32 protein-coding genes are annotated in these 26,301 nt (G+C 50.2%); 19 read left to right on the top strand and 13 right to left on the bottom strand.

Annotation, left to right across the window (positions count from 1 at the left end; translation table 11 throughout):
• The first annotated feature begins 93 nt into the window (after nucleotides 1-93).
• Nucleotides 94-1,581 carry an alpha-amylase gene (gene amyA / locus AC0IWZ_RS12495; RefSeq protein WP_471677174.1) on the top strand — a complete coding sequence of 496 codons (1,488 nt, stop codon included), beginning with the start codon at nucleotides 94-96 and terminating at the stop codon, nucleotides 1,579-1,581.
• Nucleotides 1,582-1,628: 47 nt separating this feature from the next.
• Here the strand turns inward: amyA and yedD are convergent, their stop codons facing one another.
• Both yedD and fliE read right to left on the bottom strand, forming a co-directional pair.
• Entirely contained in the window at nucleotides 1,629-2,042 is a 414-nt protein-coding gene (yedD, locus tag AC0IWZ_RS12500) for a lipoprotein YedD (RefSeq protein WP_471677173.1), read from the bottom strand.
• Between the two features lie 250 nt (nucleotides 2,043-2,292).
• Nucleotides 2,293-2,604, bottom strand: a complete 312-nt coding sequence (gene fliE, locus AC0IWZ_RS12505) for a flagellar hook-basal body complex protein FliE (protein WP_034496249.1) — start codon at nucleotides 2,602-2,604, stop codon at nucleotides 2,293-2,295.
• 230 nt (nucleotides 2,605-2,834) lie between these two features.
• On the opposite strand from fliE, the gene fliF reads away from it, so the two are divergent.
• Genes fliF through fliI form a run of 4 tightly spaced genes read left to right on the top strand, consistent with a single transcriptional unit; the run spans nucleotide 2,835 to nucleotide 7,555 of the window.
• Nucleotides 2,835-4,514, top strand: coding sequence for a flagellar basal-body MS-ring/collar protein FliF (gene fliF, locus AC0IWZ_RS12510; protein ID WP_471677172.1), 1,680 nt, complete (start codon nucleotides 2,835-2,837; stop codon nucleotides 4,512-4,514).
• Nucleotides 4,511-5,503, top strand: coding sequence for a flagellar motor switch protein FliG (gene fliG / locus AC0IWZ_RS12515; protein ID WP_172893808.1), 993 nt, complete (start codon nucleotides 4,511-4,513; stop codon nucleotides 5,501-5,503). Before fliF ends, fliG begins: the two co-directional genes overlap by 4 nt.
• Complete coding sequence (fliH, locus tag AC0IWZ_RS12520) at nucleotides 5,496-6,197, top strand: flagellar assembly protein FliH (protein WP_410373087.1); 702 nt, start codon at nucleotides 5,496-5,498, stop codon at nucleotides 6,195-6,197. The genes fliG and fliH overlap by 8 nt, the downstream gene beginning before the upstream one ends.
• Nucleotides 6,197-7,555, top strand: a complete 1,359-nt coding sequence (fliI, locus tag AC0IWZ_RS12525; RefSeq protein WP_471677171.1) for a flagellar protein export ATPase FliI — start codon at nucleotides 6,197-6,199, stop codon at nucleotides 7,553-7,555. The genes fliH and fliI overlap by 1 nt, the downstream gene beginning before the upstream one ends.
• Nucleotides 7,556-7,597: 42 nt before the next feature.
• Here the strand turns inward: fliI and AC0IWZ_RS12530 are convergent, their stop codons facing one another.
• From AC0IWZ_RS12530 to AC0IWZ_RS12540, 3 genes are read right to left on the bottom strand one after another with little or no spacing between them, the layout of a single operon-like run.
• Complete coding sequence (locus AC0IWZ_RS12530) at nucleotides 7,598-7,924, bottom strand: DUF2645 family protein (RefSeq protein ID WP_156104881.1); 327 nt, start codon at nucleotides 7,922-7,924, stop codon at nucleotides 7,598-7,600.
• Between the two features lies 1 nt (nucleotide 7,925).
• Entirely contained in the window at nucleotides 7,926-8,642 is a 717-nt protein-coding gene (locus AC0IWZ_RS12535; protein WP_471679050.1) for a hypothetical protein, read from the bottom strand.
• A gap of 1 nt (nucleotide 8,643) precedes the next feature.
• The gene (locus AC0IWZ_RS12540) at nucleotides 8,644-9,123 is read right to left on the bottom strand and encodes an Hcp family type VI secretion system effector (RefSeq protein ID WP_471677170.1); all 480 of its coding nucleotides are present in this window, start codon (nucleotides 9,121-9,123) and stop codon (nucleotides 8,644-8,646) included.
• Between the two features lie 247 nt (nucleotides 9,124-9,370).
• On the opposite strand from AC0IWZ_RS12540, the gene fliJ reads away from it, so the two are divergent.
• The 10 genes from fliJ to rcsA all read left to right on the top strand — a co-directional run bounded on the left by fliJ (nucleotide 9,371) and on the right by rcsA (nucleotide 16,211).
• Entirely contained in the window at nucleotides 9,371-9,814 is a 444-nt protein-coding gene (fliJ, locus tag AC0IWZ_RS12545; protein WP_034496348.1) for a flagellar export protein FliJ, read from the top strand.
• A gap of 14 nt (nucleotides 9,815-9,828) precedes the next feature.
• Nucleotides 9,829-11,028, top strand: a complete 1,200-nt coding sequence (locus AC0IWZ_RS12550; protein ID WP_471679049.1) for a flagellar hook-length control protein FliK — start codon at nucleotides 9,829-9,831, stop codon at nucleotides 11,026-11,028.
• A 249-nt stretch (nucleotides 11,029-11,277) separates the two neighbouring features.
• Nucleotides 11,278-11,745 carry a flagellar basal body-associated protein FliL gene (gene fliL / locus AC0IWZ_RS12555; RefSeq protein ID WP_034496350.1) on the top strand — a complete coding sequence of 156 codons (468 nt, stop codon included), beginning with the start codon at nucleotides 11,278-11,280 and terminating at the stop codon, nucleotides 11,743-11,745.
• A gap of 4 nt (nucleotides 11,746-11,749) precedes the next feature.
• Nucleotides 11,750-12,754: a flagellar motor switch protein FliM gene (gene fliM, locus AC0IWZ_RS12560; RefSeq protein ID WP_034496352.1), complete on the top strand. Its 1,005-nt coding sequence runs from the start codon at nucleotides 11,750-11,752 to the stop codon at nucleotides 12,752-12,754.
• The gene (fliN, locus tag AC0IWZ_RS12565) at nucleotides 12,751-13,164 is read left to right on the top strand and encodes a flagellar motor switch protein FliN (RefSeq protein WP_034496354.1); all 414 of its coding nucleotides are present in this window, start codon (nucleotides 12,751-12,753) and stop codon (nucleotides 13,162-13,164) included. The genes fliM and fliN overlap by 4 nt, the downstream gene beginning before the upstream one ends.
• A 4-nt stretch (nucleotides 13,165-13,168) precedes the next feature.
• Nucleotides 13,169-13,573, top strand: coding sequence for a flagellar biosynthetic protein FliO (gene fliO, locus AC0IWZ_RS12570; protein ID WP_471677169.1), 405 nt, complete (start codon nucleotides 13,169-13,171; stop codon nucleotides 13,571-13,573).
• Nucleotides 13,573-14,310 carry a flagellar type III secretion system pore protein FliP gene (gene fliP / locus AC0IWZ_RS12575; protein WP_471677168.1) on the top strand — a complete coding sequence of 246 codons (738 nt, stop codon included), beginning with the start codon at nucleotides 13,573-13,575 and terminating at the stop codon, nucleotides 14,308-14,310. Before fliO ends, fliP begins: the two co-directional genes overlap by 1 nt.
• Before the next feature lie 10 nt (nucleotides 14,311-14,320).
• Complete coding sequence (fliQ, locus tag AC0IWZ_RS12580; protein WP_034458225.1) at nucleotides 14,321-14,590, top strand: flagellar biosynthesis protein FliQ; 270 nt, start codon at nucleotides 14,321-14,323, stop codon at nucleotides 14,588-14,590.
• A complete protein-coding gene (fliR, locus tag AC0IWZ_RS12585) occupies nucleotides 14,587-15,372 on the top strand; it encodes a flagellar biosynthetic protein FliR (protein ID WP_471677166.1) in 786 nt (261 codons plus the stop codon). Before fliQ ends, fliR begins: the two co-directional genes overlap by 4 nt.
• Nucleotides 15,373-15,587: 215 nt before the next feature.
• Complete coding sequence (rcsA, locus tag AC0IWZ_RS12590; protein WP_034496363.1) at nucleotides 15,588-16,211, top strand: transcriptional regulator RcsA; 624 nt, start codon at nucleotides 15,588-15,590, stop codon at nucleotides 16,209-16,211.
• A gap of 59 nt (nucleotides 16,212-16,270) precedes the next feature.
• On the opposite strand, the gene dsrB is transcribed toward rcsA, so the two are convergent.
• Nucleotides 16,271-16,459, bottom strand: coding sequence for a protein DsrB (gene dsrB, locus AC0IWZ_RS12595; protein WP_034496365.1), 189 nt, complete (start codon nucleotides 16,457-16,459; stop codon nucleotides 16,271-16,273).
• Nucleotides 16,460-16,602: 143 nt separating this feature from the next.
• Here dsrB and yodD point away from each other — a divergent pair, with 143 nt between their 5' ends.
• Both yodD and AC0IWZ_RS12605 read left to right on the top strand, forming a co-directional pair.
• Entirely contained in the window at nucleotides 16,603-16,818 is a 216-nt protein-coding gene (yodD, locus tag AC0IWZ_RS12600) for a YodD family peroxide/acid resistance protein (protein ID WP_034496366.1), read from the top strand.
• A 325-nt stretch (nucleotides 16,819-17,143) separates the two neighbouring features.
• A complete protein-coding gene (locus AC0IWZ_RS12605) occupies nucleotides 17,144-17,959 on the top strand; it encodes a mannosyl-3-phosphoglycerate phosphatase-related protein (protein ID WP_471677165.1) in 816 nt (271 codons plus the stop codon).
• A gap of 9 nt (nucleotides 17,960-17,968) precedes the next feature.
• Here AC0IWZ_RS12605 and dgcQ read toward each other — a convergent pair whose 3' ends face one another.
• From dgcQ to AC0IWZ_RS12620, 3 genes are all read right to left on the bottom strand, one after another.
• Complete coding sequence (dgcQ, locus tag AC0IWZ_RS12610; protein WP_034496370.1) at nucleotides 17,969-19,648, bottom strand: cellulose biosynthesis regulator diguanylate cyclase DgcQ; 1,680 nt, start codon at nucleotides 19,646-19,648, stop codon at nucleotides 17,969-17,971.
• A gap of 213 nt (nucleotides 19,649-19,861) precedes the next feature.
• Nucleotides 19,862-20,041: a YodC family protein gene (locus tag AC0IWZ_RS12615; protein WP_034496372.1), complete on the bottom strand. Its 180-nt coding sequence runs from the start codon at nucleotides 20,039-20,041 to the stop codon at nucleotides 19,862-19,864.
• A 91-nt stretch (nucleotides 20,042-20,132) separates the two neighbouring features.
• Nucleotides 20,133-21,047 carry a DUF808 domain-containing protein gene (locus AC0IWZ_RS12620; RefSeq protein ID WP_034496373.1) on the bottom strand — a complete coding sequence of 305 codons (915 nt, stop codon included), beginning with the start codon at nucleotides 21,045-21,047 and terminating at the stop codon, nucleotides 20,133-20,135.
• Between the two features lie 175 nt (nucleotides 21,048-21,222).
• On the opposite strand from AC0IWZ_RS12620, the gene yedA reads away from it, so the two are divergent.
• The gene (gene yedA / locus AC0IWZ_RS12625; RefSeq protein WP_471677164.1) at nucleotides 21,223-22,140 is read left to right on the top strand and encodes a drug/metabolite exporter YedA; all 918 of its coding nucleotides are present in this window, start codon (nucleotides 21,223-21,225) and stop codon (nucleotides 22,138-22,140) included.
• On the opposite strand, the gene AC0IWZ_RS12630 is transcribed toward yedA, so the two are convergent.
• On the bottom strand, nucleotides 22,141-22,641 hold the full coding sequence (locus AC0IWZ_RS12630) for a very short patch repair endonuclease (RefSeq protein WP_410373093.1): 501 nt from the start codon (nucleotides 22,639-22,641) through the stop codon (nucleotides 22,141-22,143).
• A 297-nt stretch (nucleotides 22,642-22,938) separates the two neighbouring features.
• On the opposite strand from AC0IWZ_RS12630, the gene AC0IWZ_RS12635 reads away from it, so the two are divergent.
• Nucleotides 22,939-23,457 (top strand): hypothetical protein, encoded by a 519-nt coding sequence (locus AC0IWZ_RS12635; RefSeq protein WP_471677163.1) that lies wholly within the window; start codon nucleotides 22,939-22,941, stop codon nucleotides 23,455-23,457.
• A gap of 59 nt (nucleotides 23,458-23,516) precedes the next feature.
• Here AC0IWZ_RS12635 and AC0IWZ_RS12640 read toward each other — a convergent pair whose 3' ends face one another.
• From AC0IWZ_RS12640 to drpB, 3 genes are all read right to left on the bottom strand, one after another.
• A complete protein-coding gene (locus tag AC0IWZ_RS12640; RefSeq protein ID WP_034496387.1) occupies nucleotides 23,517-24,926 on the bottom strand; it encodes a DNA cytosine methyltransferase in 1,410 nt (469 codons plus the stop codon).
• Nucleotides 24,927-25,038: 112 nt separating this feature from the next.
• Entirely contained in the window at nucleotides 25,039-25,743 is a 705-nt protein-coding gene (locus tag AC0IWZ_RS12645) for a phosphohydrolase (protein ID WP_471677162.1), read from the bottom strand.
• A 103-nt stretch (nucleotides 25,744-25,846) separates the two neighbouring features.
• Nucleotides 25,847-26,083: a cell division protein DrpB gene (gene drpB / locus AC0IWZ_RS12650; protein WP_034496388.1), complete on the bottom strand. Its 237-nt coding sequence runs from the start codon at nucleotides 26,081-26,083 to the stop codon at nucleotides 25,847-25,849.
• Nucleotides 26,084-26,301: the final 218 nt, after the last annotated feature.

Here is a 26,301-nt window from a genome sequence, read left to right on the forward strand (position 1 = left end):
ATACCGCAAAGCCTTCAGTAAGTAATTCCGCGTCCCGCTTAAAATCTTCCATACTCCAGAAGTCAGCTAAATGACTCCTGGAGCGTGGACTCGATGAAAAACCCAACCCTTTTGCAATTTTTCCATTGGTATTACCCCGGTGGCGGCAAGCTGTGGGCGGAAGTTGCCGAACGTGCAGCAACGCTCAACGACATCGGCGTCAATATGGTCTGGCTCCCACCCGCCTATAAAGGTAGCTCTGGCGGCTACTCGGTCGGCTACGATGTTTACGATTTATTTGACCTGGGCGAGTTTGACCAAAAAGGATCGGTTGCCACCAAGTACGGCGACAAAGCGCAATTGCAGGCCGCAATAAAAGCCTTAAAAGAAAATGATATCGCCGTGGTACTTGATGTGGTGCTCAACCACAAAATGGGGGCCGACGAAAAAGAGCAGGTTCGCGTTAACCGCGTCAATGAAGAAAACCGTAATGAAATCGACGCCGAGGTTATCGAATGCGAAGCCTGGACGCGCTACACCTTCCCCGTTCGCGCCGGGAAATATTCGCAATTTATCTGGGATTACAAATGCTTTAGCGGCGTTGACCATATCGAAAACCCTCACGAAGACGGCATTTTCAAAATCATTAATGACTACACCGGCGACGGCTGGAATGACCAGGTGGATGACGAACTGGGGAATTTCGACTATTTGATGGGCGAGAATATCGACTTCCGCAACCACGCCGTGACGGAAGAGCTAAAATACTGGGCGCGCTGGGTGATGGAACAAACCGGCTGCAATGGTTTCCGCCTGGATGCGGTCAAACACATTCCGGCCTGGTTCTACAAAGAGTGGATCGAGCATGTTCAGGAAGTGGCTGAACAGCCACTGTTTATCGTGGCTGAATACTGGTCCCACGAAGTGGATAAACTTCAGGAGTACATCGCTCAGGTCGAGGGCAAAACGATGCTGTTTGACGCCCCGCTGCAAATGAAATTCCACCAGGCGTCTAAACAAGGCCGTGAATACGACATGAGCCAAATATTCACCGGCACACTGGTCGAAGCCGACCCGTTCCATGCAGTGACACTGGTCGCCAACCACGATACGCAACCGTTGCAATCCCTCGAAGCCCCGGTCGAACCATGGTTCAAACCGCTGGCTTATGCACTGATTTTATTGCGTGAAAACGGTGTGCCCAGCGTGTTTTACCCGGATTTATTTGGCGCCAGTTACGACGATGAAGGTGGCGATGGCGAAACGTATCACATCGACATGCCAGTTATCGAACAACTCGACGACCTGATTCATGCCCGTGAACGCTTCGCTCACGGCGTGCAAACGCTCTATTTTGATCACCCTAATTGTATCGCATTCAGCCGCAGCGGCACGGAAGAGTATCCGGGTTGCGTGGTGGTGTTATCGAATGGCGACGATGGCGAAAAAGTCATCACTCTTGGTGATAACTACGGCGGAAAAAACTGGCGGGATTATTTAGGCAACCGCGAAGAAACTGTCACTACCGATGAAAACGGCAGCGCAACGTTTGCCTGTAACGGCGGCAGTGTGAGTGTTTGGGTGATAGAAGAAGCGTTGTAGAGTTGCCGATTAACCCCTCTCCGATTCACGGAGAGGGAATTTATCGCTTACGGTAACTTGCTTTCGAGTGGATTCTTTTGCAAATAATCGGCGCATTCCTGCGTTGGGCGATCAACACGTTTCAGCGTCATGCCCGCATATTCCAACGTGTCGCCTTCGCGCTGAACGCTGTAAACTTCGCGTTTATTCGTCACGTTATAAAAATCGTCTGAACGTTGAGTCAGTTTGCCCGGCAAAGCGATGACTCGCTGCCATTGGCGGCAATCCAGCGTGTCGCCATCTTTGGTGACAACCAGAGTCGCTATCGCCTCTGGGCTGATCATCTCACTTTGCGGCCCTTCGGACTGCCAGTAACCCGCAAGCCCGGCAGGCGCTGGGGTTTTCACCACTTCGCGGTAATCATCAACTTGCACACAGCCGCTTAACGCCAGCAACATTGTCAATAATGCAATCTTCTTCATCATCTATCCCGACTGCGGAGAAAAAATAATTTTCGCATTAAAGCACTTAGCCCGCCAGTGTTTCAGTGGCTTGCTGTTATTTGAGGCGATTTCAAATTTTAGTTATTGCAGAAAATAAGCACCACAATTCCCAAAATAATTGGAGCTGCATCAAGGCGGCAAGAGAGTAAATCTCAATGAGCTTACTAAGTAAGTGATTTGGGTGCGCGAGCGCAGCCAACACAGACGCAGCTTCAAGTATGAAGGGAATTTACACCTGCATATTCATCACTTCCTGATACGCCGATACCAGCTTATTACGCACCTGAATGCCCATCTGCAATGAAACTGAAGATTTTTGCAGATCGACCATCACATCATTGAGCGCAACACCGGGTTTGCCGATGGCAAAGTTTTCAGCCTGGGTACGGGCAGCGGATTGTGTCTCGCTGATTCGGCCAAGCGCTGCCTGTAATTCACCGGCAAAGCTCACTTTTGGCTCGACATTTTGAACCGGATTCCCCGCCGACAGTGCAGTGGCCTGCAACTGCTGAAGTACGCCTTCGATACCCTGAATTGCCATTTCCCCTGCCCCAGTAATTTTTAACGCGGCAAGATTAACACCTTGTCAATAGGATAAAGGCGGTAAATAGCAGCAATAAATAGAGCTAATTCAGCCATCGAAATTTTTGTAAAAGAAAATAATGACGTTGCCATCTATGTGGAACTTTTGTTGTGGTTGTCGAACCGGGAGCTCGTTTTGTTCACTCTTTATATTAAAAATGATGTCTACGCTTGCTCGCGAGGTGCTCAATGACCGCAGCTGGCCTGGCACAAACGCCACAAAACAAAACCCAGGAGTGGCTGACCCGCATTCGTGCAAATCCTAAAATCCCACTGATGGTTGCGGGTGCCGCGACTATCGCCATTATTATGGCCCTCGTACTCTGGGCAAAAGCGCCTGATTATAAGGTGCTTTATAGCAATCTGGCGGATCAGGACGGTGGTGCCATCGTCACGCAATTGACTCAAATGAACGTGCCTTATCGCTTCTCGGATAATGGCAGTGCGATTGAAGTCCCCGCCGATAAAGTCTATGACTTGCGTCTGCGCCTCGCCCAGCAAGGGTTGCCAAAAGGCGGAGCGGTAGGCTTTGAATTGCTGGACCAGGAAAAATTCGGCATCAGCCAGTTCAGTGAGCAAGTGAACTACCAGCGTGCGCTGGAAGGTGAACTGGCCCGCACCATCGAAACCCTCGGCCCGGTTAAAACGGCGCGTGTGCATCTTGCGATGCCAAAACCTTCTTTATTCGTCCGCGAACAAAAATCCCCTTCTGCTTCCGTCACGCTGAGCCTCGAACCTGGCCGCGCATTGGATGAAGGGCAAATCAGCGCGGTCGTGCATATGGTTTCCAGCGCGGTTGCCGGTTTACCGCCTGGCAATGTCACGCTCGTGGATCAAGGCGGTCATCTGCTCACGCAGTCCAATACTGCCGGGCGTGACCTGAACGACGCACAGCTGAAATATGCGATGGATGTCGAAAACCGCTTCCAGCGCCGCATTGAAACTATTCTTGCCCCCATTGTTGGCAGCGGGAATGTTCACGCGCAGGTCACCGCACAGATTGATTTCTCCAATAAAGAACAGACTGAAGAGCAGTATCGCCCGAACAGCGACCCGTCTCAGTCGGCGGTGCGTTCACGCCAGTTAAACCAAAGCGAGCAAGTGAATGGCCGTAACCCAGGCGGCGTGCCGGGTGCGCTGTCCAACCAACCTGCACCGCCAAATAACGCACCGATTTCTACGCCACCGCAAAATAATGCGGCGAATGCGCAGCCGCAGAACCAATCGACTTCGACTTCAGCTCAAACCGGCTCGAGCAACACTCAGCGTGATGAAACCACCAACTACGAAGTGGACCGCACCATTCGCCACACCAAGTTGAACACTGGCGATGTGCAACGCCTTTCTGTGGCTGTGGTGGTGAATTACCGCCAGTTGTCGGATGGCAAACCCTTGCCATTGACCGCTGACCAGATGAAGCAAATTGAGAACCTGACGCGCGAAGCGATGGGCTACTCCGATAAGCGCGGCGACACGCTTAACGTGGTGAATTCACCGTTTAGCGCAACCGAAGAAACCAGCAACGAACTGCCGTTCTGGAAGCAACAAGCCTTCTTCGAAATGTTGATGTCGGCGGGCCGTTGGTTGGTAGTGCTGATTGTCGCCTGGCTGCTGTGGCGCAAAGTGGTTCGTCCGCTCGTCCAGCGCAAAGATGCAGTGCAGCAGGCGCAAGTGGAAGCCAAACGCCAGCAAGTTGAAGAAGAAGATGCTGTTTCAGTCCGCCTGACGAAAGATGAGCAACAGCAGCAACGTAAAATGAATCAAAAACTTAGCGCTGAAGTGATGAGCCAACGCATTCGCGAGATGTCTGATAACGATCCGCGCGTAGTTGCGCTGGTGATACGCCAATGGATGAGTAACGAACTATGAGTATTAGCGGAACAGAGAAAAGCGCAATTCTGTTGATGACCATTGGTGAAGACCGTGCGGCAGAGGTGTTTAAGCACCTGAGCCCGCGTGAAGTCCAGCATCTCAGTGCGGCAATGGCCAGCATTCGCCAGATTTCCAATAAACAGTTAACCGAAGTCCTGGCCGAATTCGAGCAAGAAGCCGAACAGTTTGCGGCGCTGTCGATTAACGCCAACGACTACCTGCGTTCGGTGCTGATCAAAGCGCTGGGCGAAGAGCGTGCATCGAGCTTGCTGGAAGACATACTGGAAACTCGCGAAACGACCTCTGGCATGGAAACGCTCAACTTTATGGAGCCGCAAAGTGCTGCGGACCTTATTCGCGACGAGCACCCGCAGATTATCGCCACGATTTTGGTACACCTCAAACGTGGCCAGGCGGCCGATATTCTGGCGCTGTTCGACGAGCGTTTGCGCCACGACGTAATGCTGCGTATCGCCACCTTCGGCGGTGTTCAACCGGCAGCGTTGGCCGAATTGACCGAAGTGCTCAACAACCTGCTTGACGGCCAGAACCTCAAGCGCAGCAAAATGGGCGGCGTAAGAACCGCAGCCGAAATTATCAACCTGATGAAAACCCAGCAGGAAGAAGCGGTTATCTCCGCAGTGCGCGACTTCGACGGCGAACTGGCACAGAAAATTATCGACGAGATGTTCCTGTTCGAAAACCTGGTGGAAGTCGACGACCGCAGCATCCAGCGCCTGCTTCAGGAAGTGGAGTCCGAGTCGCTGCTTATCGCCCTCAAAGGTGCCGAACAACCGCTGCGCGAGAAGTTCCTGCGCAATATGTCGCAACGTGCGGCAGATATTCTGCGCGACGATCTATCCAACCGTGGCCCGGTTCGCTTGTCTCAGGTGGAAAACGAACAGAAAGCCATTCTGCTTATTGTTCGTCGTCTGGCAGAAACCGGCGAGATGGTGATTGGCACCAGCGAGGATACGTATGTCTAACGGGCTGCCATGGAAAATCTGGACGCCAGACGACCTGGCTCCGCCTTCGCAAAGCTTCGAGCCACTGTTTCCGTCTGACGCTGAACCAGAAGAAGGTGAACATCCGCAGGAAAGTGTCCCCGACTTGCAGCAACAGCTTGCGCAAATGCAAATGCAGGCTCATGAACAAGGTTATCAGGCGGGCTACGCCGAAGGTCAAAAAGCTGGCGTGGAAGAAGGCCGCAAAATCGGCTTGCAGCAAGGCCTGGAGCAAGGGCTTGCTGAGGCCAAACAGCAACAAGCCCCGGTGCATGCGCGAATGCAGCAACTGGTTAGCGAATTCCAGTACACGCTCGATGCCCTCGATAGCGTGATCGCGTCGCGTTTGATGCAAATGGCGCTGGAAGCGGCACGCCAGGTGATTGGCGAAACCAAAGGCATTGATAACAACGCGTTGATTAAACAGATTCAGACCTTGCTGCAACAAGAACCCCTGTTCAGCGGCAAACCGCAACTGCGGGTGCACCCGGATGATTTAGGCCGCGTAGAAGAGATGTTGGGCGCCACACTGAGCCTGCATGGCTGGCGCTTACGCGGTGACCCGAGTCTGCATCAGGGCGGCTGCAAAGTTTCTGCCGACGAAGGCGATCTCGACGCCAGTGTCGCCACGCGCTGGCAGGAACTCTGCCGCCTCGCAGCCCCTGGAGTGTTGTGATGACTGCCCGGTTAACACGCTGGCTCACCTCTCTCGACACTTTCGAAGCGAAGATATCGCAGTTACCGACGGTGCGCCGTTATGGTCGATTGACCCGTGCAACCGGCCTGGTGCTGGAAGCCACCGGCCTGCAATTGCCGCTGGGCGCGACCTGCATTATCGAACAGCATTCCCGCGATATTGAATGTGAAGTGGTCGGTTTTAACGGCCAAAGATTGTTCCTGATGCCACTTGAAGAAGTTGAAGGCATTTTACCTGGCGCACGCGTTTATGCCCGTGCCACCAGCGAGGGCGGTTTACACAGCGGCAAACAGTTACCCCTCGGCCCAGCCTTACTGGGCCGCGTGCTCGACGGCAGCGGGCGTCCGCTCGATAGCCTACCCGCGCCCGAAACCATCACCATGGGTGCGCTGGGTGCGGCACCGTTCAACCCGCTGCAACGAACCCCCATCGAACATGTTCTGGACGTCGGCGTGCGCCCGATCAACGCGCTGCTGACTGTGGGGCGTGGGCAGCGTATGGGCCTGTTCGCCGGTTCCGGCGTCGGGAAAAGCGTGTTGTTGGGCATGATGGCGCGCTATACCCAGGCCGATGTCATTGTGGTGGGTTTGATTGGCGAACGTGGCCGCGAAGTTAAAGATTTTATCGAGAACATTCTTGGCCCTGAAGGCCGTGCTCGCTCGGTAGTCATTGCCGCGCCTGCGGATGTTTCACCGTTATTACGTATGCAGGGTGCAGCCTACGCCACCCGTATTGCGGAAGATTTCCGCGATCGCGGTCAGCACGTGTTGCTGATTATGGACTCCCTCACCCGCTACGCGATGGCGCAGCGCGAAATCGCTCTCGCTATTGGTGAGCCTCCGGCAACCAAAGGTTATCCGCCTTCCGTGTTTGCCAAACTTCCGGCGCTGGTCGAGCGCGCGGGTAACGGCATTTCTGGCGGCGGTTCGATTACCGCGTTTTATACCGTTCTGACGGAAGGCGACGATCAGCAAGACCCGATTGCCGACTCGGCGCGTGCGATTCTCGATGGCCATATCGTTTTATCACGCCGTCTGGCGGAAGCAGGTCACTACCCGGCAATCGACATTGAAGCGTCAATCAGTCGCGCCATGACGTCATTGATTACCGATCAGCATTACGCGCGAGTCCGCCATTTCAAACAGTTGTTATCCAGTTTCCAGCGCAACCGCGATTTAGTCAGCGTTGGGGCGTATGCCAAAGGCAGCGATCCGCAGCTTGATAAAGCAATTGTGTTATGGCCGCAACTGGAAGCGTTTTTGCAGCAAGGGATTTTTGAGCGCAGCGGCTGGGAAGAGGCTTGTCAGTCATTAGAGATTATTTTCCCGACGGTTTGATGTGCAAAGGGTGGCGTAAAATATTCCACCCTTAAGTTAAGGTCAGCACCAATAATAGCGTCCAAAATACAGCCAGCCTGTATATAACATTAATAGTATCAGCGTAAAAATGGTAAAGGATAACTTAGTGTACTCATGAAAGATGATATTCTTTACCAATCGAATAAATAACGGAAGCGATAATATACAAAATGAAACTATTGCGTACGTCACTCTTGCCTCAAAAGAATAATAAGGGACGCTGCAAATAGATTCTCCAGGCCGCAATAAACCCTCATACTTACTCGAAGCGGTAAACCCTAAGAAAATAGCACTTATCGCCACGTATAGCAGCGAGGTAATCAATTCGATTATAATATCTTTTTTCATATTACAACCCTAAAAGCCATTTGATATGTGGCCATATTTGCAGCAATCTTAATCCATAAGAAATTAATTTATATTCATCTGACGGATATGTGGGGTTATCTGTTCTGGCCTTAATGAAGTCTTTGAGTTTTCTCTCCGTCCCACGGTTATATCTAACCCCAGCCATTAAATACTGCTCATCAGTTAGATACATCGTTGCACAATCTGGGTAGTCAAATAAGATCAAGTTCTGTAGATGCGTAGCCACTAAATTCAAATTAAAATCATCTTCCAGCAAACAATTTGATAATTCCAACTGGTCCCTTACAGTTAAGGTTTCAGGATCAAGACCCAAGGTATTGATTGCTACTCCTAGCTGCATTGCTACTGAACCAAAAGACGTCTTGAGTGGATGTTTACTCACATGGAAAGGGGACATCATCCTGCGAGTTTCAAACGTATATATTTTATATGACTCAGGTTTTCCACCGACCTCAATCCATGCGATACCGCCTAATAAATCTGGTGGAATTCCTTTCGCATCAGCGTGATTTATTATTTTGGTTCGATTATATTGAACATACGCATCTTTATACGCGTTTGAATAGTACTCACCATTTTTAGACCGCGCATCGTTGCGTCGCAGTTTCCAATACAAAACATCAATCTCATCCCATTTTCTGAACTTCACTTTTGTGATATCACAGAATCTATTTTTGGCTATTATATTATCATTCATCTTAATAAGCCCTTTCATCCCAAATACTATAACCACAAGTACCCGCTGCATGATGTTTCCATGTAATATCCCGATATAGTACAGAGATCATTTCTTCAGGTTGTCTATCTGAATGATCAATAGAATGAGGATACACAATCGCTATTTTACTGAGTGTAGCTCGCCTGGCTTCAACGGTATAAAACAGTTCCTGCGTTCCAAAACGTGAAGTCCGATACATATCAAAAATAAGCTCTAATCTTTCATCAGAATCAAGTGCCATCGCTAATAATGGGGAAGCTTTGTCTATTGGTTTAAAAAAGTTAATTGCATGATGATTGACTCTTTGTTCCCTGGTGATCAAATGATCCAGCTGTAACACGAGGATCTGGTCTCTATGGTTTGACTGGTATTTATTCCCCAATGAATTATAAGTTCCACATCCGGCAGAAATAGCCCCTTGGGACAAACCGGTAACCTTTACGTATATATTGTTCGCCATATCATTCACTCCGTGAATATCAATCAATTCAATGACATATAGACCACTATCCTACACCGATTAAATTCTGCACATAACTTATTGGAGACAAATTTTCCGATTCTGAACATGATATTCCAGCCTCCAGCCCAGTAGCTAAAGCGACAATTAGCCCTATTAAACTGACCTATTTCGCCCATCAAAACCCCCTCCCCCCTTCACAATAGAGGAGCTAGCGATTACGCGTCAGTAGCGTCTGGAGATCACTATGAACCAAAGCACAGCACTGAACACCCTTCATGATCTCGCCGAAAAAGAGGTCGAAGATGCGGCAGTACGCTTAGGGGAAATGCGCCGCGGCTGCCAGCAGGCAGAAGAACAGCTCAACATGCTGATTAACTATCAGTTTGAGTACAGTTCCAGTCTCAATGACAGCATGAGCCAGGGGATCGCCAGTAACCGTTGGCAGAATTATCAGCAGTTTATTCAAACCCTGGAAAAAGCTATCGACCAGCACCGCCAGCAGTTGATGCAGTGGAATAACAAGGTCAATCAGGCGTTGAACTTGTGGCAAGAGAAACAGAAAAGATTGCAGGCCTGGCGCACGTTGCAGGAGCGAAAAGCCGCTCAGGTGTTATTGGCTGAAAACAAACTCGACCAAAAACTGATGGATGAATATGCCCAGCGGGCAACACTGAGGAAACCAGAATAATGATGCAGCCCCTGATGATCACTTCTCCAGATGTCGCCACCTCTACAACGGCTCCGGGCGGCGTTACGGCAGGCGATAAAGGTTTCAGCGAAGATTTCCTGACTCTGCTCGGCAAAGCCCTGCCTGGCGAACTTTCACTGGCAGACGGTAAAACCGTGTCCCTCGAGGCCGCACTCAATAAAGCCACCGGCAAAGGCGCTGCTGCTGCCAATGAAAAAGCCACGCTCGCCTCGCTGTTAGATAACCTGGATACGCCTGAAGCATTATCGGCCCTGCTCGCCAACGTTAAGAAAACAGGTGTGGAAGATAAAACGGCGCATGTCGATGCGCAAAGTGAACAGACGCACACGTTGAGCACTGCCGATATGCAGGCGTTGAGCGCCCTGTTCGCCATGCTCCCACAGCAAACACCCACCGCGAGCACACTGAATGTTCAGCCTGATGCGGATAGCGATGCCTCCGTTAGCCTGAATACGTTACTCGGCTCAAGTGGCATAAAAAATACCTTAACCAGTGATGCCCGCACGCCAGCCACCCCTGCCGATAAAGCTGTGACGCTTGATACCCCGGTGAGCACGAAAAGCGCTCCGTCGACCAACGAGCCACTTGTCGATGCGAAATCATTCACCCTGAATAACGCGGAAAATAGCAGCCGCGACGCCGCTGCGAATAACACCAGCCCGGCCTCATCGACACTCGCAACGCCTGCGTTTAGCACTGCAACCATAGCGACGCCTTCCAGCACACAAATCGCAGTGCCTGTCGCGCCACAAATTAGCGCCCAACTCGGTAGCCAGGAGTGGCAGCAGGCCGTGAGCCAGCACATCACATTGTTTACCCGTCAGGGCCAGCAAAGTGCCGAATTACGTCTGCATCCTGAGGACTTAGGCCAGATTCAAATCAGCATGAAACTGGATGATAACCAGGCACAGTTGCAGATGGTTTCAGCGCACAGCCATGTGCGTGCGGCGCTGGAAGCCACACTGCCTAACTTGCGTATTGCGCTGGCAGAAAGCGGGATTGAGCTTGGGCAGAGCAATATCAGCAGCGAGAGTTTTGCCGGGCAGCAGCAACAGCAATCGGGCCAGCAAAACCCTCAGACTCAACGCTCAGGAAACGCATTCCCGTCAATGGGTGATGCCGAATCACTGGCCGTTCCTGCCAGCGTGCAGCGTTTAGCCTCGGGAAATAACGCGGTGGATATTTTCGCCTGAGTTGCGTTCCCTAAGCTAAACGTCAGAGGTAGCAACAAAAATCCCCTGTTATCGGGCCTTTGAACGCCCGTCGACACAGGATAATCAACCGATACCCAAGCTACTTCAAGATGCAGGTAGGCGGCAATCGAATGAATCCCGATGAGCTTACTTGAGTAAGTGATTCGGGTGAATAAGAGCAGCCAACACCCCTGCAACTTGAAGGGCGATGGGTATATATGCAGTACCGATACAGGAAAGATTCATTTTATGACTGACAACGCTTTGCCAAAAGGCCGCAAGCGCTCCATCTGGATGCCGTTACTGGTCCTGATTACCCTTGCCGCGTGTGCAACCGCCGGTTACAGCTACTGGCGTATGCAGCAACAGCCCGCGTCTGCTCAGGTGAAAGCGCCTGAACCCCCACCCGCTCCGGTGTTCTATGCGTTGGATACCTTCACCGTTAATCTCGGTGATGCTGACCGCGTGTTGTACATCGGCGTCACGTTGCGTCTGAAAGATGACGCGACGCGCCAACGTCTGAGCGAATTCCTGCCAGAAGTCCGCAGCCGTTTGCTGCTGCTGTTTTCCCGTCAGGATGGTGCTGCTCTGGCAACCGACGAAGGCAAACAGAAGCTGGTTGAAGCTATCAAAAATACGCTCGCTCCACCGCTCGTCGCCGGGCAACCTCAGCAGGTAGTCAGCGACGTGCTGTATACCGCTTTCATTTTGCGATAATCCTATGGGCGATAGCATTCTTTCTCAGGCAGAAATTGACGCGCTATTAAATGGCGACAGTGATACTTCCGACGAACCCAAGACCAGTGTCGTTAACGAAACCGACATTCGTCCTTATGACCCTAATACCCAGCGTCGTGTGGTGCGTGAACGTCTTCAGGCGCTGGAAATTATCAACGAGCGTTTTGCCCGTCAGTTCCGTATGGGGTTGTTTAACTTATTGCGACGTAGCCCGGATATTACCGTCGGAGCGATCCGCATTCAGCCATACCACGAGTTTGCCCGTAACCTGCCGGTTCCTACCAACCTCAACCTGATGCACCTGAAACCGCTGCGCGGCACTGGCCTGTTCGTGTTTTCGCCAAGCCTGGTGTTTATCGCGGTGGACAACCTGTTTGGTGGCGACGGCCGATTCCCGACCAAAGTGGAAGGCCGGGAATTTACCCACACCGAGCAGCGCGTGATTAATCGCATGTTGAAACTGGCGCTGGAATCTTACAGCGATGCCTGGAAAGCCATTTATCCACTGGAAGTGGAATATGTGCGTTCCGAAATGCAGGTCAAATTTACCAACATCACCACGTCGCCGAACGACATCGTGGTGAACACGCCGTTCCATGTGGAAATCGGCAACCTGACCGGCGAGTTTAATATCTGCCTGCCGTTTAGCATGATTGAACCGCTGCGTGAGCTGTTGGTGAACCCGCCGCTGGAAAACTCGCGTCAGGAAGACCAAAGCTGGCGCGATACGCTGGTGCGCCAGGTTCAGCATTCTGAGCTGGAGCTGATAGCCAACTTTGCCGACATTCCGCTGCGTCTGTCGCAAATTTTAAAATTGAAACCTGGTGACGTGCTGCCGATTGATAAACCGGACCGGATTCTGGCGCATGTAGACGGTGTTCCGGTGCTGACCAGTCAGTACGGTACGCTTAACGGCCAGTACGCTTTGCGCGTCGAACATTTGATCAACCCGATACTGAATTCGCTGAACGAGGAACAGCCCAAATGAGTGATATTAATCAACCGTCCGACGACAATGCAGGCTCCGTGGACGATCTGTGGGCTGATGCGCTAAACGAACAAAAAGTCTCAACCAACAAGAGCACCGCAGACAGCGTCTTCCGTGCACTTGAAGGCAATGACATTGCAGGCGCGATGCAGGACATCGACCTGATTATGGATATTCCCGTCAAGCTGACGGTTGAGCTGGGCCGCACGCGTATGACCATTAAAGAGCTGCTGCGTTTATCGCAAGGTTCAGTGGTGGCGCTTGACGGTTTAGCGGGCGAGCCGCTGGATATTCTGATCAACGGTTATCTGATTGCTCAGGGTGAAGTCGTGGTAGTGGCGGATAAATACGGTGTGCGTATCACCGATATCATTACGCCATCAGAACGTATGCGTCGTCTGAGCCGTTAATTCGATGAAAACCCAGGCATCAGTTCAACAAAACGTACAGCCGCAGACCGCTGCCAGCAACAGCTCTCCGCTGGTGCAAGTCAGCGGCGCGTTAACGGCAATTATCGTTTTTATTCTGCTCGCAGCCTGGATAGCGAAACGTTTTGGTTTTGCGCCGAAAACCGGCTCCAGCAAAGAGATGAAAGTGAGCGCCAGTTGCAGCGTGGGTGCGCGTGAGCGTGTGGTGATTGTCGATGTGCAGGATGCTCGCCTGGTGCTTGGGGTGACTGCCGGGCAAATCACCCATCTGCATACGCTACCCGCCGCAACGGTGAGCGAAACTGTCTCGCCTGCCCAATCTGCTGATTTCCGCGAATTGATGAAAAACAGTCTGATGAAAAGCATGCTCAAACGTAAAGGGAAAGATTGATGAAACGTTGGCTTCCCTTCTCGTTGCTTGGCTTACTGTTCTTGATGCCTGCCGCTTATGCTCAACTTCCGGGTCTTATCAGCCAGCCGATGTCTAATGGCGGCCAGAGCTGGACGCTGCCGGTTCAGACCTTAGTCTTTATTACTTCGCTGACGTTTTTACCGGCTATCCTGCTGATGATGACAAGCTTTACGCGCATCATTATCGTGTTTGGCCTCTTGCGCAGTGCGCTGGGTACGCCGTCCGCACCGCCAAACCAGGTGTTGCTTGGCCTTGCGCTGTTTTTGACCTTTTTCATTATGGCTCCGGTATTCGACAAAATTTATACCGATGCCTATCAGCCCTTTAGCGAAAATAAAATCCAGATGGATGAAGCCATTGAAAAAGGCTCTCAACCGCTGCGCGAATTCATGTTGCGTCAAACCCGTGAAGCGGATCTGGCGTTGTTTGCCCGTCTCGCCAATACGCCGCCGCTGGAAGGGCCAGAAGTTGTGCCGATGCGCATTTTGCTTCCGGCATACGTCACCAGCGAGTTGAAGACCGCTTTCCAGATTGGCTTTACAGTATTCATTCCGTTTTTGATCATCGACCTGGTCATTGCCAGCGTGCTGATGGCACTGGGGATGATGATGGTGCCACCGGCAACCATTGCCCTGCCCTTTAAATTAATGCTGTTTGTGTTGGTGGATGGCTGGCAGTTGCTGGTTGGGTCACTGGCGCAAAGTTTCTACAGTTAGAGGGGAAAAGATGACTCCTGAGTCGGTCATGATGATGGGCACCGAAGCCATGAAAGTGGCTCTGGCGCTCGCTGCTCCGCTGTTGATGGTGGCATTGGTGACGGGTTTGGTCATCAGTATGTTGCAGGCTGCCACGCAGATAAACGAAATGACGCTGTCGTTTATCCCAAAAATTCTGGCGGTGTTTGTCACTATTATCGTTGCAGGGCCGTGGATGCTTAATCTGCTGCTGGATTATATGCGCACACTGCTAACGAATATTCCGATGAACATTGGATGATTCATATTGATAGCAACCAGTGGCTCACTCTAGTGAGCATGGGCTTCTGGCCATTCCTGCGTATTCTGGCTTTAATTTCTACCGCCCCAATTTTAAGCGAGCGGGCTATCTCTAAAAAAGTCAAAATTGGCCTCGCGCTGATGATTACCTGGCTTGTGGCTCCCACGCTTCCCGCAACAGACGTGACGATTTTCTCGGCAGCAGGCTTTTGGCTCGCCGCGCAGCAAATCCTGATTGGCATCGCGCTGGGCTTCACCATGCAGTTTGCTTTTGCTGCGGTACGTACCGCCGGTGAAATTATTGGTTTGCAAATGGGGTTGTCTTTCGCCACCTTCTTCGACCCCGGTAGTCGCCTGAATATGCCGGTACTCGCCCGCTTTATGGATATGCTGGCGATGCTGCTGTTTCTGGTGTTTAACGGCCATTTATGGCTGATTTCAATGCTGGTCGATACTTTTCACACCCTGCCGATTGGCGGCAATCCGATAAACAGCAATGCGTTTATGGCGCTGACGCGTGCTGGCGGTTTAATCTTCCTCAATGGGTTAATGCTGGCATTACCGCTGATTACTTTGCTGCTGACGCTCAACATTGCGCTCGGTTTGCTCAACCGCATGTCACCCCAGCTTTCGGTATTTGTGATCGGTTTCCCGCTGACGCTCGCCGTCGGTATGTTGGTGATGACAGCATTAATTCCTTTAATGGCTCCCTTCACCGAACACTTATTTAGCGAAGTCTTTAATTTACTCGCCGATATTGTGAGTGAAATTCCTGCAAATTAATCCCATACAGTTTGTGTCGCTTATTGAGGATATTCCTAAAAGCTTTGTTGTGCGACATCCACCAGGATATATCCGGCGCGGCTTATATGCATTTACTTATCTCACATAATCTAACATTCACTTTACTTTGAGAAGTTTCTTAGCAAATTATACATAACTTTACTGGATAGTTGTTATGCCTAAAAATACTTCGCGGGTAAAAAGGGGGGGATGTTATGTCAACGATCATTATGGATTTATGCAGTTATACCCGGCTGGGATTAACGGGATATTTAACCAGCCGTGGCATCCGAAAACGACAGATGACCAACGTGGAGACTATTGATGAGCTGGCGCTGGCCTGCGAGTCTCAGACACCCAATGTGGTGTTTATTAATGAAGACTGTTTTATTCATGATGCTCAGAGCAGTGAACGAATTAAGCAGATCATTAATCAGCATCCCAGCACTTTATTTTTAGTCTTTATGGCAATTGCAAATATTCATTTCGATGAATATCTCTTAGTACGTAGCAATTTACTGATCAGTTCTAAATCGATAAAACCAGAATCACTGGACGAAATACTTTCTGAATATTTAGCAAAAAATGCGCATTGCATCGGCCATATTAATTTACCCACGTTATCATTGAGTCGTACTGAGTCCAGTATGTTGAAAATGTGGATGTCCGGGCAAGGCACTATTCAAATATCTGACCAGATGAATATTAAAGCTAAAACGGTGTCTTCGCATAAAGGGAATATAAAACGAAAGATAAAGACGCATAACAAACAGGTGATTTATCACGTGGTGCGTCTGACTGATAATGTGACCAATGGTATTTTTGTGAACTTACGTTAAGCATTAAATTTAAGTCCCCTCACCCTCGCCCATATCTGGCGTAGGATGAGGGAGAATCATCAGGCCGTTTTTTCTACAAAAATGCCGTCCGGATGCCCTAATTCATTAAAGAACCAGATCCCCAGCGGATACTCTTCGAGCGAGACCAGGTACATCGTCCCTTCGCTAAATTGCTCGACAGCTAACACCACGCCTGGCCGACGCGGACCACCATCGGTTTTTACTGTGACGCGATCGTTGATATTCATAACAAAAGTCCTCCGGTTTCTTTGCTGCCAGTTTAGAACAAAAACGACTCATTCGCATCGGATGATGTGCCGCCTTGAGCATTTTGTTAAACGACTATACTTGATAACGGGACTTACACTGGGTACTCCCTGGAGGACTAGGCATGAAGACCGCGAAAGATCTCAATGAAACCACGCGTATTGATGTTGATGCGCTATTAGCGGCCATCAATGAGATAAGCGAAAGCGAAGTGACACGTTCTGGCGATGACCCACAACGGGCAAGTATCGATGGACGCACATGGCACACCTACTCTGAACTGGCGGAAGCCTTTGAGTTGGATATTCATGATTTTAGTGTCAATGAAGTGAATCGTTAGAATTACCCAAAGTATGAAGGGTAAAAGAATCCCGGCAGTATTAATGCCGGGATGAAACTTGCGTTCGCAAGAAGCACTTGAAAAATTCGTTACACCAGGAAATCTGATGTGCGTTCACCTTACCTCAGATTTATTTCAAAACAATTAAATATTCACTCTATGAATATAAAGATTTTGAATAAGTGAAGACAAAAATCCCCGCGACGCCTTATGGTTCGTGGCTTGTCAGGGACTGGCTGCATACCCATTAATGATTATGAAATTATTTAATTGAGAGCATTCCTAACCGCAGGGATCTTAATTTTTGAATTTTAGGAGAAACGCTATGCCGCATTTGCATGATCCACTGTTAGTGATTTCAGATCTTGATGGGACATTGCTGGAACATCACTCCCACCGTTGGGAAGCAGCGAGTCAGTGGATCAGTGTATTGCGTCAACACGATATCCCGCTGGTTTTGTGCAGCACTAAAACTGCGGCTGAGATTATGGCCTGGCAGGACGAACTTTCTTTGACAGGACAAGCCTTTATTGCCGAGAACGGCGCCGTTATTCAACTGGATTCCCGCTGGAGCGATAACGATGACTACCCTCGCCTGCTCACCGGAATTAGCCACGAAGAACTGCTATCCGTCCTGGATAAACTACGCCAGAAATATGGCTTTAAATTTACCTGCTTCGCTGATGTTGATGAAAACACGCTTTGCGAACTAACAGGGCTGACGCGCAAACAGGCGAGCCTGGCGAAACTCAGCGAAGCCTCGGAGACATTAATCTGGCGTGATACCGAGGAAATGATGACGGCGTTTAGTGACCAACTCGCCACACTCGGTTTAATGCTGCTGCAAGGTGGGCGGTTCTGGCACGTGCTGGATATGCAAGCGGGCAAAGATAAAGCGATACATTGGCTGCAACAACAATTTCAGCAGCGCGAAGGTAGAGCACGCATCACCATCGGGCTTGGCGACAGCCCGAGCGATGCATTATTGCTCGATGCTGTCGATTACGCGGTGATTGTCAAAGGCTATAGCCGCCAGGCCGTGACGTTGCAAAAGGATAATCCCCAGCGGGTTTACCGCAGCCAGCATTATGGCCCTGAAGGCTGGAAAGAAGGCCTGGACCACTTTATTTCCGCTAAATAATCGTGAAGATTAATCGGTATTACAGACCCGATTGCGCCCGTCTTGTTTAGCTTTATACAGACGATGATCGGCGTAAGATTGCAGGCGCTCAAAATCGTAATCATTAAATTCAAATGCGCTGCTGACGCCAAATGAAGCGCTGATCCGGACCGTGCTGCCTTGTTTTAACAGTAGCTCTTTGCTGTTGATGCGCACCCTGATGCGCTCGGCGACCTTTGTGGCCTCTTCAAGCGACGTGTCCGGCAGGACGATGCAGAACTCTTCCCCACCCACTCGTCCGGCGACATCGTCATGCCTGAAAGCGTCGCTCAACATGGCCGCCGCGTGCGCCAGAACTTTGTCACCACTACTGTGCCCGTAGCGGTCATTGATGCTTTTAAACAGGTCGAGATCCATCTGAATAACAGAGAACGGCTGCCCCTGTTGCTGACACTCTTGCGACAATTTACTTGCCACCTCGAAGAAAGCGCCACGGTTATATAAGCGCGTTAAGGTGTCGTAATTTGCCCGCCAGGTCAGGGTTTGTTGCAGGCTAAACATGTTGCTGACCAGGTGACGAATCACTACCCATGAAACGAACAGCATCAGTGTGGAAAGCAGCCACAACACACTCAGCACCACGCTGATGCGGCCAAACTCGCCCTGAACGCCCTCTTCCAGCGTGTGAACTTTTATCAACAGACCATCGTAATTGTTAAGTTTCGCCCAGGTGATAAAACGGCTATCCATACGCAATTCACCCTGCGCCCCCTGCTTTGCCGCCGTCACTACGCTGGCAATGCGTGCCAGTTGCGGCGCGGTAAACAATGGGTGTTTGGGCAAACTTTTTGCCGAAGTGGCGATAGGGTTTAGCTCGTTATCGTACAGAAGAACCGTGCCTTCATGTTGTTCATTATTGTGGGCCTGCCGCAGGAAGGTATGGAGCGAATCAATCGGGTAATCGAGTGCCAGTACACCATACCAACGGCCATTGTAATCCAGTGGAATGGCTGCCGTGATAATTTGCCCGGAAGACATATTAGGGTTGAAGGTGTGCGTCCATTTCAATTCACGCCTGGGGTTGTTTTCCGGGGATTGCGAGGAAAAATACGGCTGCGCGACCAGGCGATAGTACAACGCGACAATTTGCGGATCGTTCGACGGCGGCGTGCTGGTCAGGAAAAACCCACTGCGCGAAGCATAGAACATTCGCTGCGGGAGCGTTTGCGTCTGGTGTGACAGGCGCATGATGTAGCTCAGTTCCAGAGCCGAGCTTAATTCCGTGTGAATCGTCTGCTCGTCACGATCAAGCAATGGACTATTATTCACAAATTCATCGGAAACACCGTTCATCGGCAGGCTACGGTTTAAATCGAGGCGCAATTGCCAGTAGGGCTGAGTGCGTAACGAATCAAAATCGGCGAGAGTTTTGCGGGTTTTATCAGTAGAAATGGGCGATTGCAGCGCGTAAAGCATACTGTTGCGATAAAACAGGAGATTGTCGATATTGTGCTGCAACTGTCTGTCAAGCAACGTGGCGACGCTATCAAGGCTGTTGCGCTGATTGGCAACGTACGCCCCCTCAAGCACGACGGCTTCACGCCAGGTCAGTACCGTTGAAAATATAAACACCACGATAAAACAAAGGTTAACGACCTTCTGCGGATTTTTAAAGCGGCTTATCACGCGTTGAATTGCATTGCCAAACACTGACACACTCCCTGAAACCGCTATCACCCAGAAGCCATTTACCCCAGCCCAATCCCTGATTTAGCCGACATGGACGGTTATTCAATCCAGAAATAATACATTAACACTCAGGATTATCGCTAAGGGTAAATATATTCATGGGAACTATATTACTATCAAAATGCACGGCCATCTGAAATAAAATCGCCCGGTCATTGACCGGGCGATTCAGGGTTATCCTTGCGGGCTGCCCCCTGTTACCAGTGGGGCAAGATCATCCTCTCGGAAAGCCTCACGCTGAACACCGTATCCATCATACCAACGACACTCCACCATACCGCTGGAAAACCCGGTAACAATCATCCTTGGGCCACCATTCTTAGGTTGGACTTCATCGCTGACCACAAAGACCATAACCGCCTCCTGTATCAGGGTGAAAACTTCTACAGTTATAGACAAGGTCCTGGGGTTTTGCCTGGCGAAACAAGCAAATTTACGCAAATAGTTAGTGAACTGTGCTGCCGCGCAGACGCCCGATACCATTAACCACTGCCAGCACTATCGCGCCGATGATAAAACCAATCACCAGATTCGCCACGGTTGGTCCCAGTAAATGAACCGCGCCGCCCATCTGCCCGGTCCAGTTTTCAATGGCATGATGGAGAGCCGGAATACCGTGAACCAGAATGCCACCGCCGACTAAAAACATCGCCAGCGTGCCCACCACTGACAGGAATTTCATCAGCCAGGGCGCGAGCACTAATAATCCTTTACCGATTCCACGCGCGATAACCGAGGTTTTCTCTACCAGCCAGAAGCCCAGATCATCGAGTTTCACGATAATCCCCACGATGCCATACACGCCGACCGTGACCACAATCGCTATCCCGGACAACACCAGCACCTGATTGAGCAGCGGAGCCTGCGCCACGATGCCTAACGTGATGGCGATAATCTCAGCCGAAAGAATAAAGTCGGTGCGAATCGCGCCTTTTACTTTATCGCCTTCATAAACCATTGGGTCCTGAGCGGCTATCTCATCCAGGCGTTTCTGCCGTTCTTCAGGCGTTTCTTTATGTTTGCGCGCATGCAGAGTGTGCATCACCTTTTCAACGCCTTCATAACAAAGGAATGCGCCACCAATCATTAATAAAGGCGTGATAGCCCATGGCGCAAAGGCACTGATAATCAGAGCCAGAGGCACAAGGATCAGTTTGTTGAGAAACGACCCTTTCGCCACTCGCCAGACCACCGGGAGTTCCCGATTGGCTCTCACACCTGAAACTTGTTGCGCATTGAGCGATAAATCATCGCCCAATACCCCGGCGGTTTTCTTTGCCGCCAGTTTCCCCATCATTGAAATATCGTCCAGCAAGGTTGCGATATCATCCAGCAACGTCAATAAGCTACTTCCAGCCATTTAATGAACATCCTTTTTTGTTTGTCTGCCTGACAGTATGGAACAAAAATCGGCCTGGGAAAAACGATGCCATATGTCAATAAAAATTAACATTCCAGAAACAAGTAAAATGCTCGCCAGAAAGATAGTTTTGACGTTAACTATTAGCATTATTGCTAATAGATTGAGAGGAAACATGCGCGTTCGCTCGGGTCAGCTATTGCCGCTGGTTGCTGCATTATTTGCATTGTATATCATCTGGGGTTCCACCTATTTTGCCATCGCCATCGGCGTGAAAAGCTGGCCGCCGTTTATGATGGCGGGGGTGCGATTTATGGTCGCCGGTGTGTTGCTGATGAGCGTTTTGTTATTACGTGGACACAAATTACCTGCCCTGCGCCCCATGCTTAACGCCGCATTGATTGGCGTGTTGCTGCTGGCAGTCGGGAATGGTTTTGTGACCGTCGCAGAGCACCAGCATGTACCTTCCGGCATTGCGGCCGTGATGGTCGCCACCGTTCCCCTCTTCACCTTGTGCTTTAGTCGTCTGTTCGGCATTCAAACCCGTAAACTGGAATGGCTGGGCATCGCCATTGGCCTGGGTGGTATCGTGCTGCTCAACAGCGGCGGAAACCTGAGCGGCAATCCGTGGGGTGCGCTGTTGATTCTGATTGGCTCACTGAGCTGGGCGTTCGGTTCGGTATACGGTTCGCGCATTGAATTGCCAACGGGTTTGATGGCCGGTGCGGTGGAAATGCTCGCTGCTGGCATTGTGCTGCTGGCTGCTTCTGCGCTAACCGGGGAACGACTGACCGCCATGCCGACACCGGCTGGTTTTATGGCCGTGGCTTATCTCTCTTTATTCGGTTCGATCATTGCCATCAGCGCTTATATGTATCTGATTCGTAATGTGGCACCTGCGGTGGCAACCAGTTACGCTTACGTCAACCCGGTGGTTGCGGTATTGCTGGGAACCGGATTTGCCGGGGAAAGTTTGTCACCTGTCGAATGGCTGGCGCTTGGGGTGATTATTTTTGCCGTTGTGCTGGTCACGCTGGGGAAATATCTGTTGCCCCCAAAGCCGGTAGTGACGCCGTGTGAGGCAGAGAAGTAATCAGTTTTCGGGTGGCGCTTGCCACCCGTTTTCATTTATCGACCGGATCCCCTGACTATCAATTTGCGCATAATTTCCGCCGCCGCAAATCCACTCTTCTAAGCGTTCAGCCAAAGCGCTATCGCTGAGTTTTTCTCGCCCACGCAGGCCGCATTCCCACACCAGCAAGACTCGCCAGCCTTCACTTAATAAACGCTGGAGATCGCGTTTATCACGCTCGACATTTTTGCCGATTTTTTCCAGCCAGAACTCGGTACGCGTGGCGGGAACCTTGAAGAGATAACAGTGATGATGGTGCCAGAAACAGCCGTGAGCGAAGATAACGCAGTGGTGTTCATCAATGACAAAATCGGGCCGCCCTGCCAGGGTTGCATCCTGGACACGAAAGGAAAACCCGCACTCCGTTAATAAGCCCGCGAGTCGCTTTTCAATGGCCGTGTCGCGAGTCGCAATGGCACGCATATTTTTGCTGCGCACTGCCTTACTGTGTACATCGACCATTAACTTCCTCCAATAAAATATCGATCAGTCGCAGGAAAACTAATTATGTATTTTTTTGGCTATTAGTCAAAACTACTGTTTCTTCTAACATACTGTATCAATTAGTAATGCCTTATTAATTAGTCATTGCGCATTTGCACTTGTAATAATTTCAACTTTTCTCAGCGAATGTAAAATGGCACTCTATATTCAGAAAGCTTTATTATGCAGCAGATAAATTTCAATTGTTAACATCAATGACATTAATTTGTGAACATGTAAAAACCCCGTCACCATTGATGCCTGTTTAAGAAAAAAATGAAAAAACATCAAATATTATTTATTCCAGCATTACTGCTGAGTGGCATATTCAATAGTTACGCCGTTAAAGCGGAAAATAATATCACCCAGAATTACGTCTCAAGTTGGAAGGCGGTATCGAAGGGTGAATCTGTGACGTCTTTGCAAAGCTCGAATCTCGGTTCCGAGGTGGTTAAAAGTTGCAATACCGTTGCACCAAAGCAGTTTCGGGGCGAAATCCTCCGTCATTGGTCACATATGACCGGGACGAAAGTCACCGAAACAGCCTTTCTGTCTGAGGATTTGCAACTATTTGACCGACTGGCTGCCATCTCCTGCCTCGAAGGCGCTGACTATGAGCGCAAAGGTAATAGCGACCAGTTAGTTAAGGCACTGAGTGCACAATTATTGGACATGGACGCGAAAGACGATAGTGACGCTTATGCGCAAATCAAAACGATGGAATTCCAGACCGGAATTATGACTGCGCGTTATGGTATCAGCATTGAGAAAAATAGTTTAAAGCGTGGAAATTGAGATTAATGGGTCGAGTTGGCGTTAGCCCTACACGCCCCATTAATTAATCACAAAACTGGTTAACGCTTTTTAGCGGCAAGTTTAATTGTGGGCTCCAGTAATTTGGCAACGGCCGCAAATGCAGGCACCACCACTGAATTACCAAACTGCCGATAAGCCTGCGTATCGGATACCGGTATACGGAAGGCATTCCCCTGCACCGCTTCAAAACCCATTAAGCGCGCGCATTCACGCGGCGTTAAACGGCGCGGACGACGCAATTGGTTATCGGCATTATCAAAATCTTCTTCCCCGAGTGATTTATCCCAGCCACGGTCGATGAGAATTTCAGCGCCGTCTTTATAATATCGGGCGGACAAAGTGCGCGCGACACTCGCCGGATTAGTCGGGTCTACCAGACCGTAGCCAAAACCATTACCCTTCGCCTGGTGTTTTTTGGCGTAATAATAAAGATACTTCCACAGAGTCGGGGTCAGAATGTATTTTGCGTCAACGGTCGGGTCCAGTAATTCACCAAACGTCGGGCGGCGTTGCGGATACAATTCATTGATCTTCGTGAGTGTGAATTCTTTATGCAGATTGAGATCGCGACGGAAGCCCACCAGCACAATGCGCTCACGATGCTGCGGCAGGAAATTTTTACCGTCGATTATCTTTGGATCACCCGCGCCCATTATCGCGGAATCGGAGACCTCATAACCGAGGCTGTCGAGCGTTTCCATAATGATGCGGAAGGTATTGCCTTTGTCGTGGCTTTTTAAATTTTTAACGTTCTCCAGGACAAAAATAGCCGGGCGTTTTGCATCAATAATGCGAGCGACATCGAAAAACAAAGTACCTTGCGTTTCACAGGCAAAACCATGTGCGCGGCCTAAAGCATTTTTCTTAGACACCCCGGCCAGTGAAAATGGCTGGCATGGGAATCCTGCCAGCAGGACATCGTGGTCCGGCATGGTTGACTGAATATGCGCGGCGGCTTGTTCATCGCTGACATCGTCACGATTGCTAAGTGTGACATCGCGGATATCCTGGTTAAATTGATGGCTTTCCGGGTTGCAATACCAGTTAGCTTTATAGGTACGCACCGCATGTTTGTTCCATTCGCTGGTAAACACGCATTGCCCGCCAATCGCTTCAAAACCGCTGCGAATCCCGCCAATTCCGGCAAACAAATCCACGAATTTAAACGCATATTTCCCGTGATGAGCGGGCGGCGGCGGCAACATATTTTGCAGCATTTGATTTTCAGCGGCGGTCAGCACACGCGGCGATGATTTTCGGTTAACCCAGCGATTGAGCGATTCACGAGTCCAGTCACCGCTGACCTGTCGCAAATGATGCGCCACGGTTTTCTGGTCATAAATTTCAAGAATGCGGGACACTAACGCGGAGTCTTCTTCCAGTTGCTGTTGTTGCTGGCGCAGAGATTGTTGTGAGAGTTGTTCGGCAATCGCGTCGAAGTCGTTCATCATGAACCATGTTCGGGAAAAGAGAGTGTCACTCTATCACTGATTTGACCCAGAGAGAATGAGAGCGGCCCGCCAGTATCGCGGGCATCCCTTTTGTTTTAATTCGACGCTTTTATGAGGAATGTTTTTGGGATGAAAATTGCTGCATGACTTCTTGCTCTATACCGCAGTAATCACCTTTCAGTTCGGCACACAACTTAGCCATGTAACTCACTAAAAAATCGGCGTTATAACGGGCAAGCTCTCGCCCAGCTTCGGTTTGCATAGTCTCTGGTAATTTCAGGAGCTTTTTCTGGAAATGATCCAGGGCGTATGTGGCATCATCAAGCTCACGCCGATTAGCCAGCGGGTCTTCGCTATCAAACAGAGGCCGCCCGAGTGCGCCAGAGGTGTAGAAAACGCGTGCCAGGCCAATCGCCCCTAATGACTCAAGTCGGTCTGCATCCTGCACGATTTTTGCTTCAAGTGTTTGAGGGGCAATTCCGGCGCTGAAACTATGTGCACGCACAGCGTGGGCTACCGCATCATATAAATGGTGTGGGAAATCGGGAAATGTGGTGTCCAGAATGCGTAGTGTCTCTTGCGCAGCCTGGGTAGAAGCAAGATGTCGTTCCGGATGATTCTTTGGCAAATTGACGATGTCATGGAAATAGCAGGCGGTTAGTACAACTAATCGATCCGCTTCTGTCGTAGCCATGATCTGTTGTGACGTTTTCCATACGCGGCGAAAATGAGCCACGTCATGGGCTTTATCGTCCTGCAACCAGTTGTGTTGCAAATACTCTTCAAAACGCGCTTGCCAGTGGGCTATCGGCATACGTACTCCTTACTTCGCAGCTGGACCCGGTACTTAATATGAGTACAGGATCACAAAATTAGCAAGTTCCACGCCGACAACAATCCACTTTGGCACGATTTATTTACCGGGCGCGCGTATACCAGGCAAGCCAGCCTAATAGCGCCGCCACCGAACCAAGAACCAAAAGTCCCATCAAAGCACCGAGTAGTTTTCCGCCGAGCGAGCCCATATCGCCGTCGGTGACATCACTGACTATCCAAAAATATCGTAACACTGACCAAACCGTATACAGGCAGAACCCATAGAACAACCACAGCGCCAATTTACCACCCGGTGTACGGGTTGGTTTCGCATCCATAACGTCTGACATAACTCTCCCAATTGTTGAGCTTTTATTCTTCGATGGGGTCCCATCTTCCTGATGTGATTTTTATCACATTTTTGCCGTTTCTTGACAGTCCCGGGCCCTCTTTTTTATTAGGAATTATCTCAAAACATGTAACATATAATGTTGATTATCATGAAGTTAACAATAAAACCACATCTAGTTATTATTCAGGCGCCAATTTAATTAAT

This window comes from Buttiauxella sp. AC142, assembly GCF_979253435.1.

Bases quoted from the DNA above. Each gene is read 5' to 3' on its own strand.
- AC0IWZ_RS12605 (WP_471677165.1), top strand. From the start codon at position 17,144: ATGCCGCATTTGCATGATCCACTGTTAGTGATTTCAGATCTTGATGGG.
- AC0IWZ_RS12635 (WP_471677163.1), top strand. From the start codon at position 22,939: ATGAAAAAACATCAAATATTATTTATTCCAGCATTACTGCTGAGTGGC.
- fliF (WP_471677172.1), top strand. From the start codon at position 2,835: ATGACCGCAGCTGGCCTGGCACAAACGCCACAAAACAAAACCCAGGAG.
- fliR (WP_471677166.1), top strand. From the start codon at position 14,587: ATGATTCATATTGATAGCAACCAGTGGCTCACTCTAGTGAGCATGGGC.
- fliO (WP_471677169.1), top strand. From the start codon at position 13,169: ATGAAAACCCAGGCATCAGTTCAACAAAACGTACAGCCGCAGACCGCT.
- AC0IWZ_RS12540 (WP_471677170.1), bottom strand. From the start codon at position 9,123: ATGGCGAACAATATATACGTAAAGGTTACCGGTTTGTCCCAAGGGGCT.
- fliH (WP_410373087.1), top strand. From the start codon at position 5,496: ATGTCTAACGGGCTGCCATGGAAAATCTGGACGCCAGACGACCTGGCT.
- fliI (WP_471677171.1), top strand. From the start codon at position 6,197: ATGACTGCCCGGTTAACACGCTGGCTCACCTCTCTCGACACTTTCGAA.
- AC0IWZ_RS12530 (WP_156104881.1), bottom strand. From the start codon at position 7,924: ATGAAAAAAGATATTATAATCGAATTGATTACCTCGCTGCTATACGTG.
- AC0IWZ_RS12550 (WP_471679049.1), top strand. From the start codon at position 9,829: ATGATCACTTCTCCAGATGTCGCCACCTCTACAACGGCTCCGGGCGGC.
- yedD (WP_471677173.1), bottom strand. From the start codon at position 2,042: ATGAAGAAGATTGCATTATTGACAATGTTGCTGGCGTTAAGCGGCTGT.
- AC0IWZ_RS12620 (WP_034496373.1), bottom strand. From the start codon at position 21,047: ATGGCTGGAAGTAGCTTATTGACGTTGCTGGATGATATCGCAACCTTG.
- AC0IWZ_RS12630 (WP_410373093.1), bottom strand. From the start codon at position 22,641: ATGGTCGATGTACACAGTAAGGCAGTGCGCAGCAAAAATATGCGTGCC.
- fliQ (WP_034458225.1), top strand. From the start codon at position 14,321: ATGACTCCTGAGTCGGTCATGATGATGGGCACCGAAGCCATGAAAGTG.
- fliE (WP_034496249.1), bottom strand. From the start codon at position 2,604: ATGGCAATTCAGGGTATCGAAGGCGTACTTCAGCAGTTGCAGGCCACT.
- fliL (WP_034496350.1), top strand. From the start codon at position 11,278: ATGACTGACAACGCTTTGCCAAAAGGCCGCAAGCGCTCCATCTGGATG.
- yedA (WP_471677164.1), top strand. From the start codon at position 21,223: ATGCGCGTTCGCTCGGGTCAGCTATTGCCGCTGGTTGCTGCATTATTT.
- fliP (WP_471677168.1), top strand. From the start codon at position 13,573: ATGAAACGTTGGCTTCCCTTCTCGTTGCTTGGCTTACTGTTCTTGATG.
- AC0IWZ_RS12640 (WP_034496387.1), bottom strand. From the start codon at position 24,926: ATGAACGACTTCGACGCGATTGCCGAACAACTCTCACAACAATCTCTG.
- fliN (WP_034496354.1), top strand. From the start codon at position 12,751: ATGAGTGATATTAATCAACCGTCCGACGACAATGCAGGCTCCGTGGAC.
- fliJ (WP_034496348.1), top strand. From the start codon at position 9,371: ATGAACCAAAGCACAGCACTGAACACCCTTCATGATCTCGCCGAAAAA.
- fliM (WP_034496352.1), top strand. From the start codon at position 11,750: ATGGGCGATAGCATTCTTTCTCAGGCAGAAATTGACGCGCTATTAAAT.
- fliG (WP_172893808.1), top strand. From the start codon at position 4,511: ATGAGTATTAGCGGAACAGAGAAAAGCGCAATTCTGTTGATGACCATT.
- AC0IWZ_RS12645 (WP_471677162.1), bottom strand. From the start codon at position 25,743: ATGCCGATAGCCCACTGGCAAGCGCGTTTTGAAGAGTATTTGCAACAC.
- dsrB (WP_034496365.1), bottom strand. From the start codon at position 16,459: ATGAATATCAACGATCGCGTCACAGTAAAAACCGATGGTGGTCCGCGT.
- rcsA (WP_034496363.1), top strand. From the start codon at position 15,588: ATGTCAACGATCATTATGGATTTATGCAGTTATACCCGGCTGGGATTA.
- AC0IWZ_RS12535 (WP_471679050.1), bottom strand. From the start codon at position 8,642: ATGAATGATAATATAATAGCCAAAAATAGATTCTGTGATATCACAAAA.
- amyA (WP_471677174.1), top strand. From the start codon at position 94: ATGAAAAACCCAACCCTTTTGCAATTTTTCCATTGGTATTACCCCGGT.
- drpB (WP_034496388.1), bottom strand. From the start codon at position 26,083: ATGGATGCGAAACCAACCCGTACACCGGGTGGTAAATTGGCGCTGTGG.
- yodD (WP_034496366.1), top strand. From the start codon at position 16,603: ATGAAGACCGCGAAAGATCTCAATGAAACCACGCGTATTGATGTTGAT.
- AC0IWZ_RS12615 (WP_034496372.1), bottom strand. From the start codon at position 20,041: ATGGTCTTTGTGGTCAGCGATGAAGTCCAACCTAAGAATGGTGGCCCA.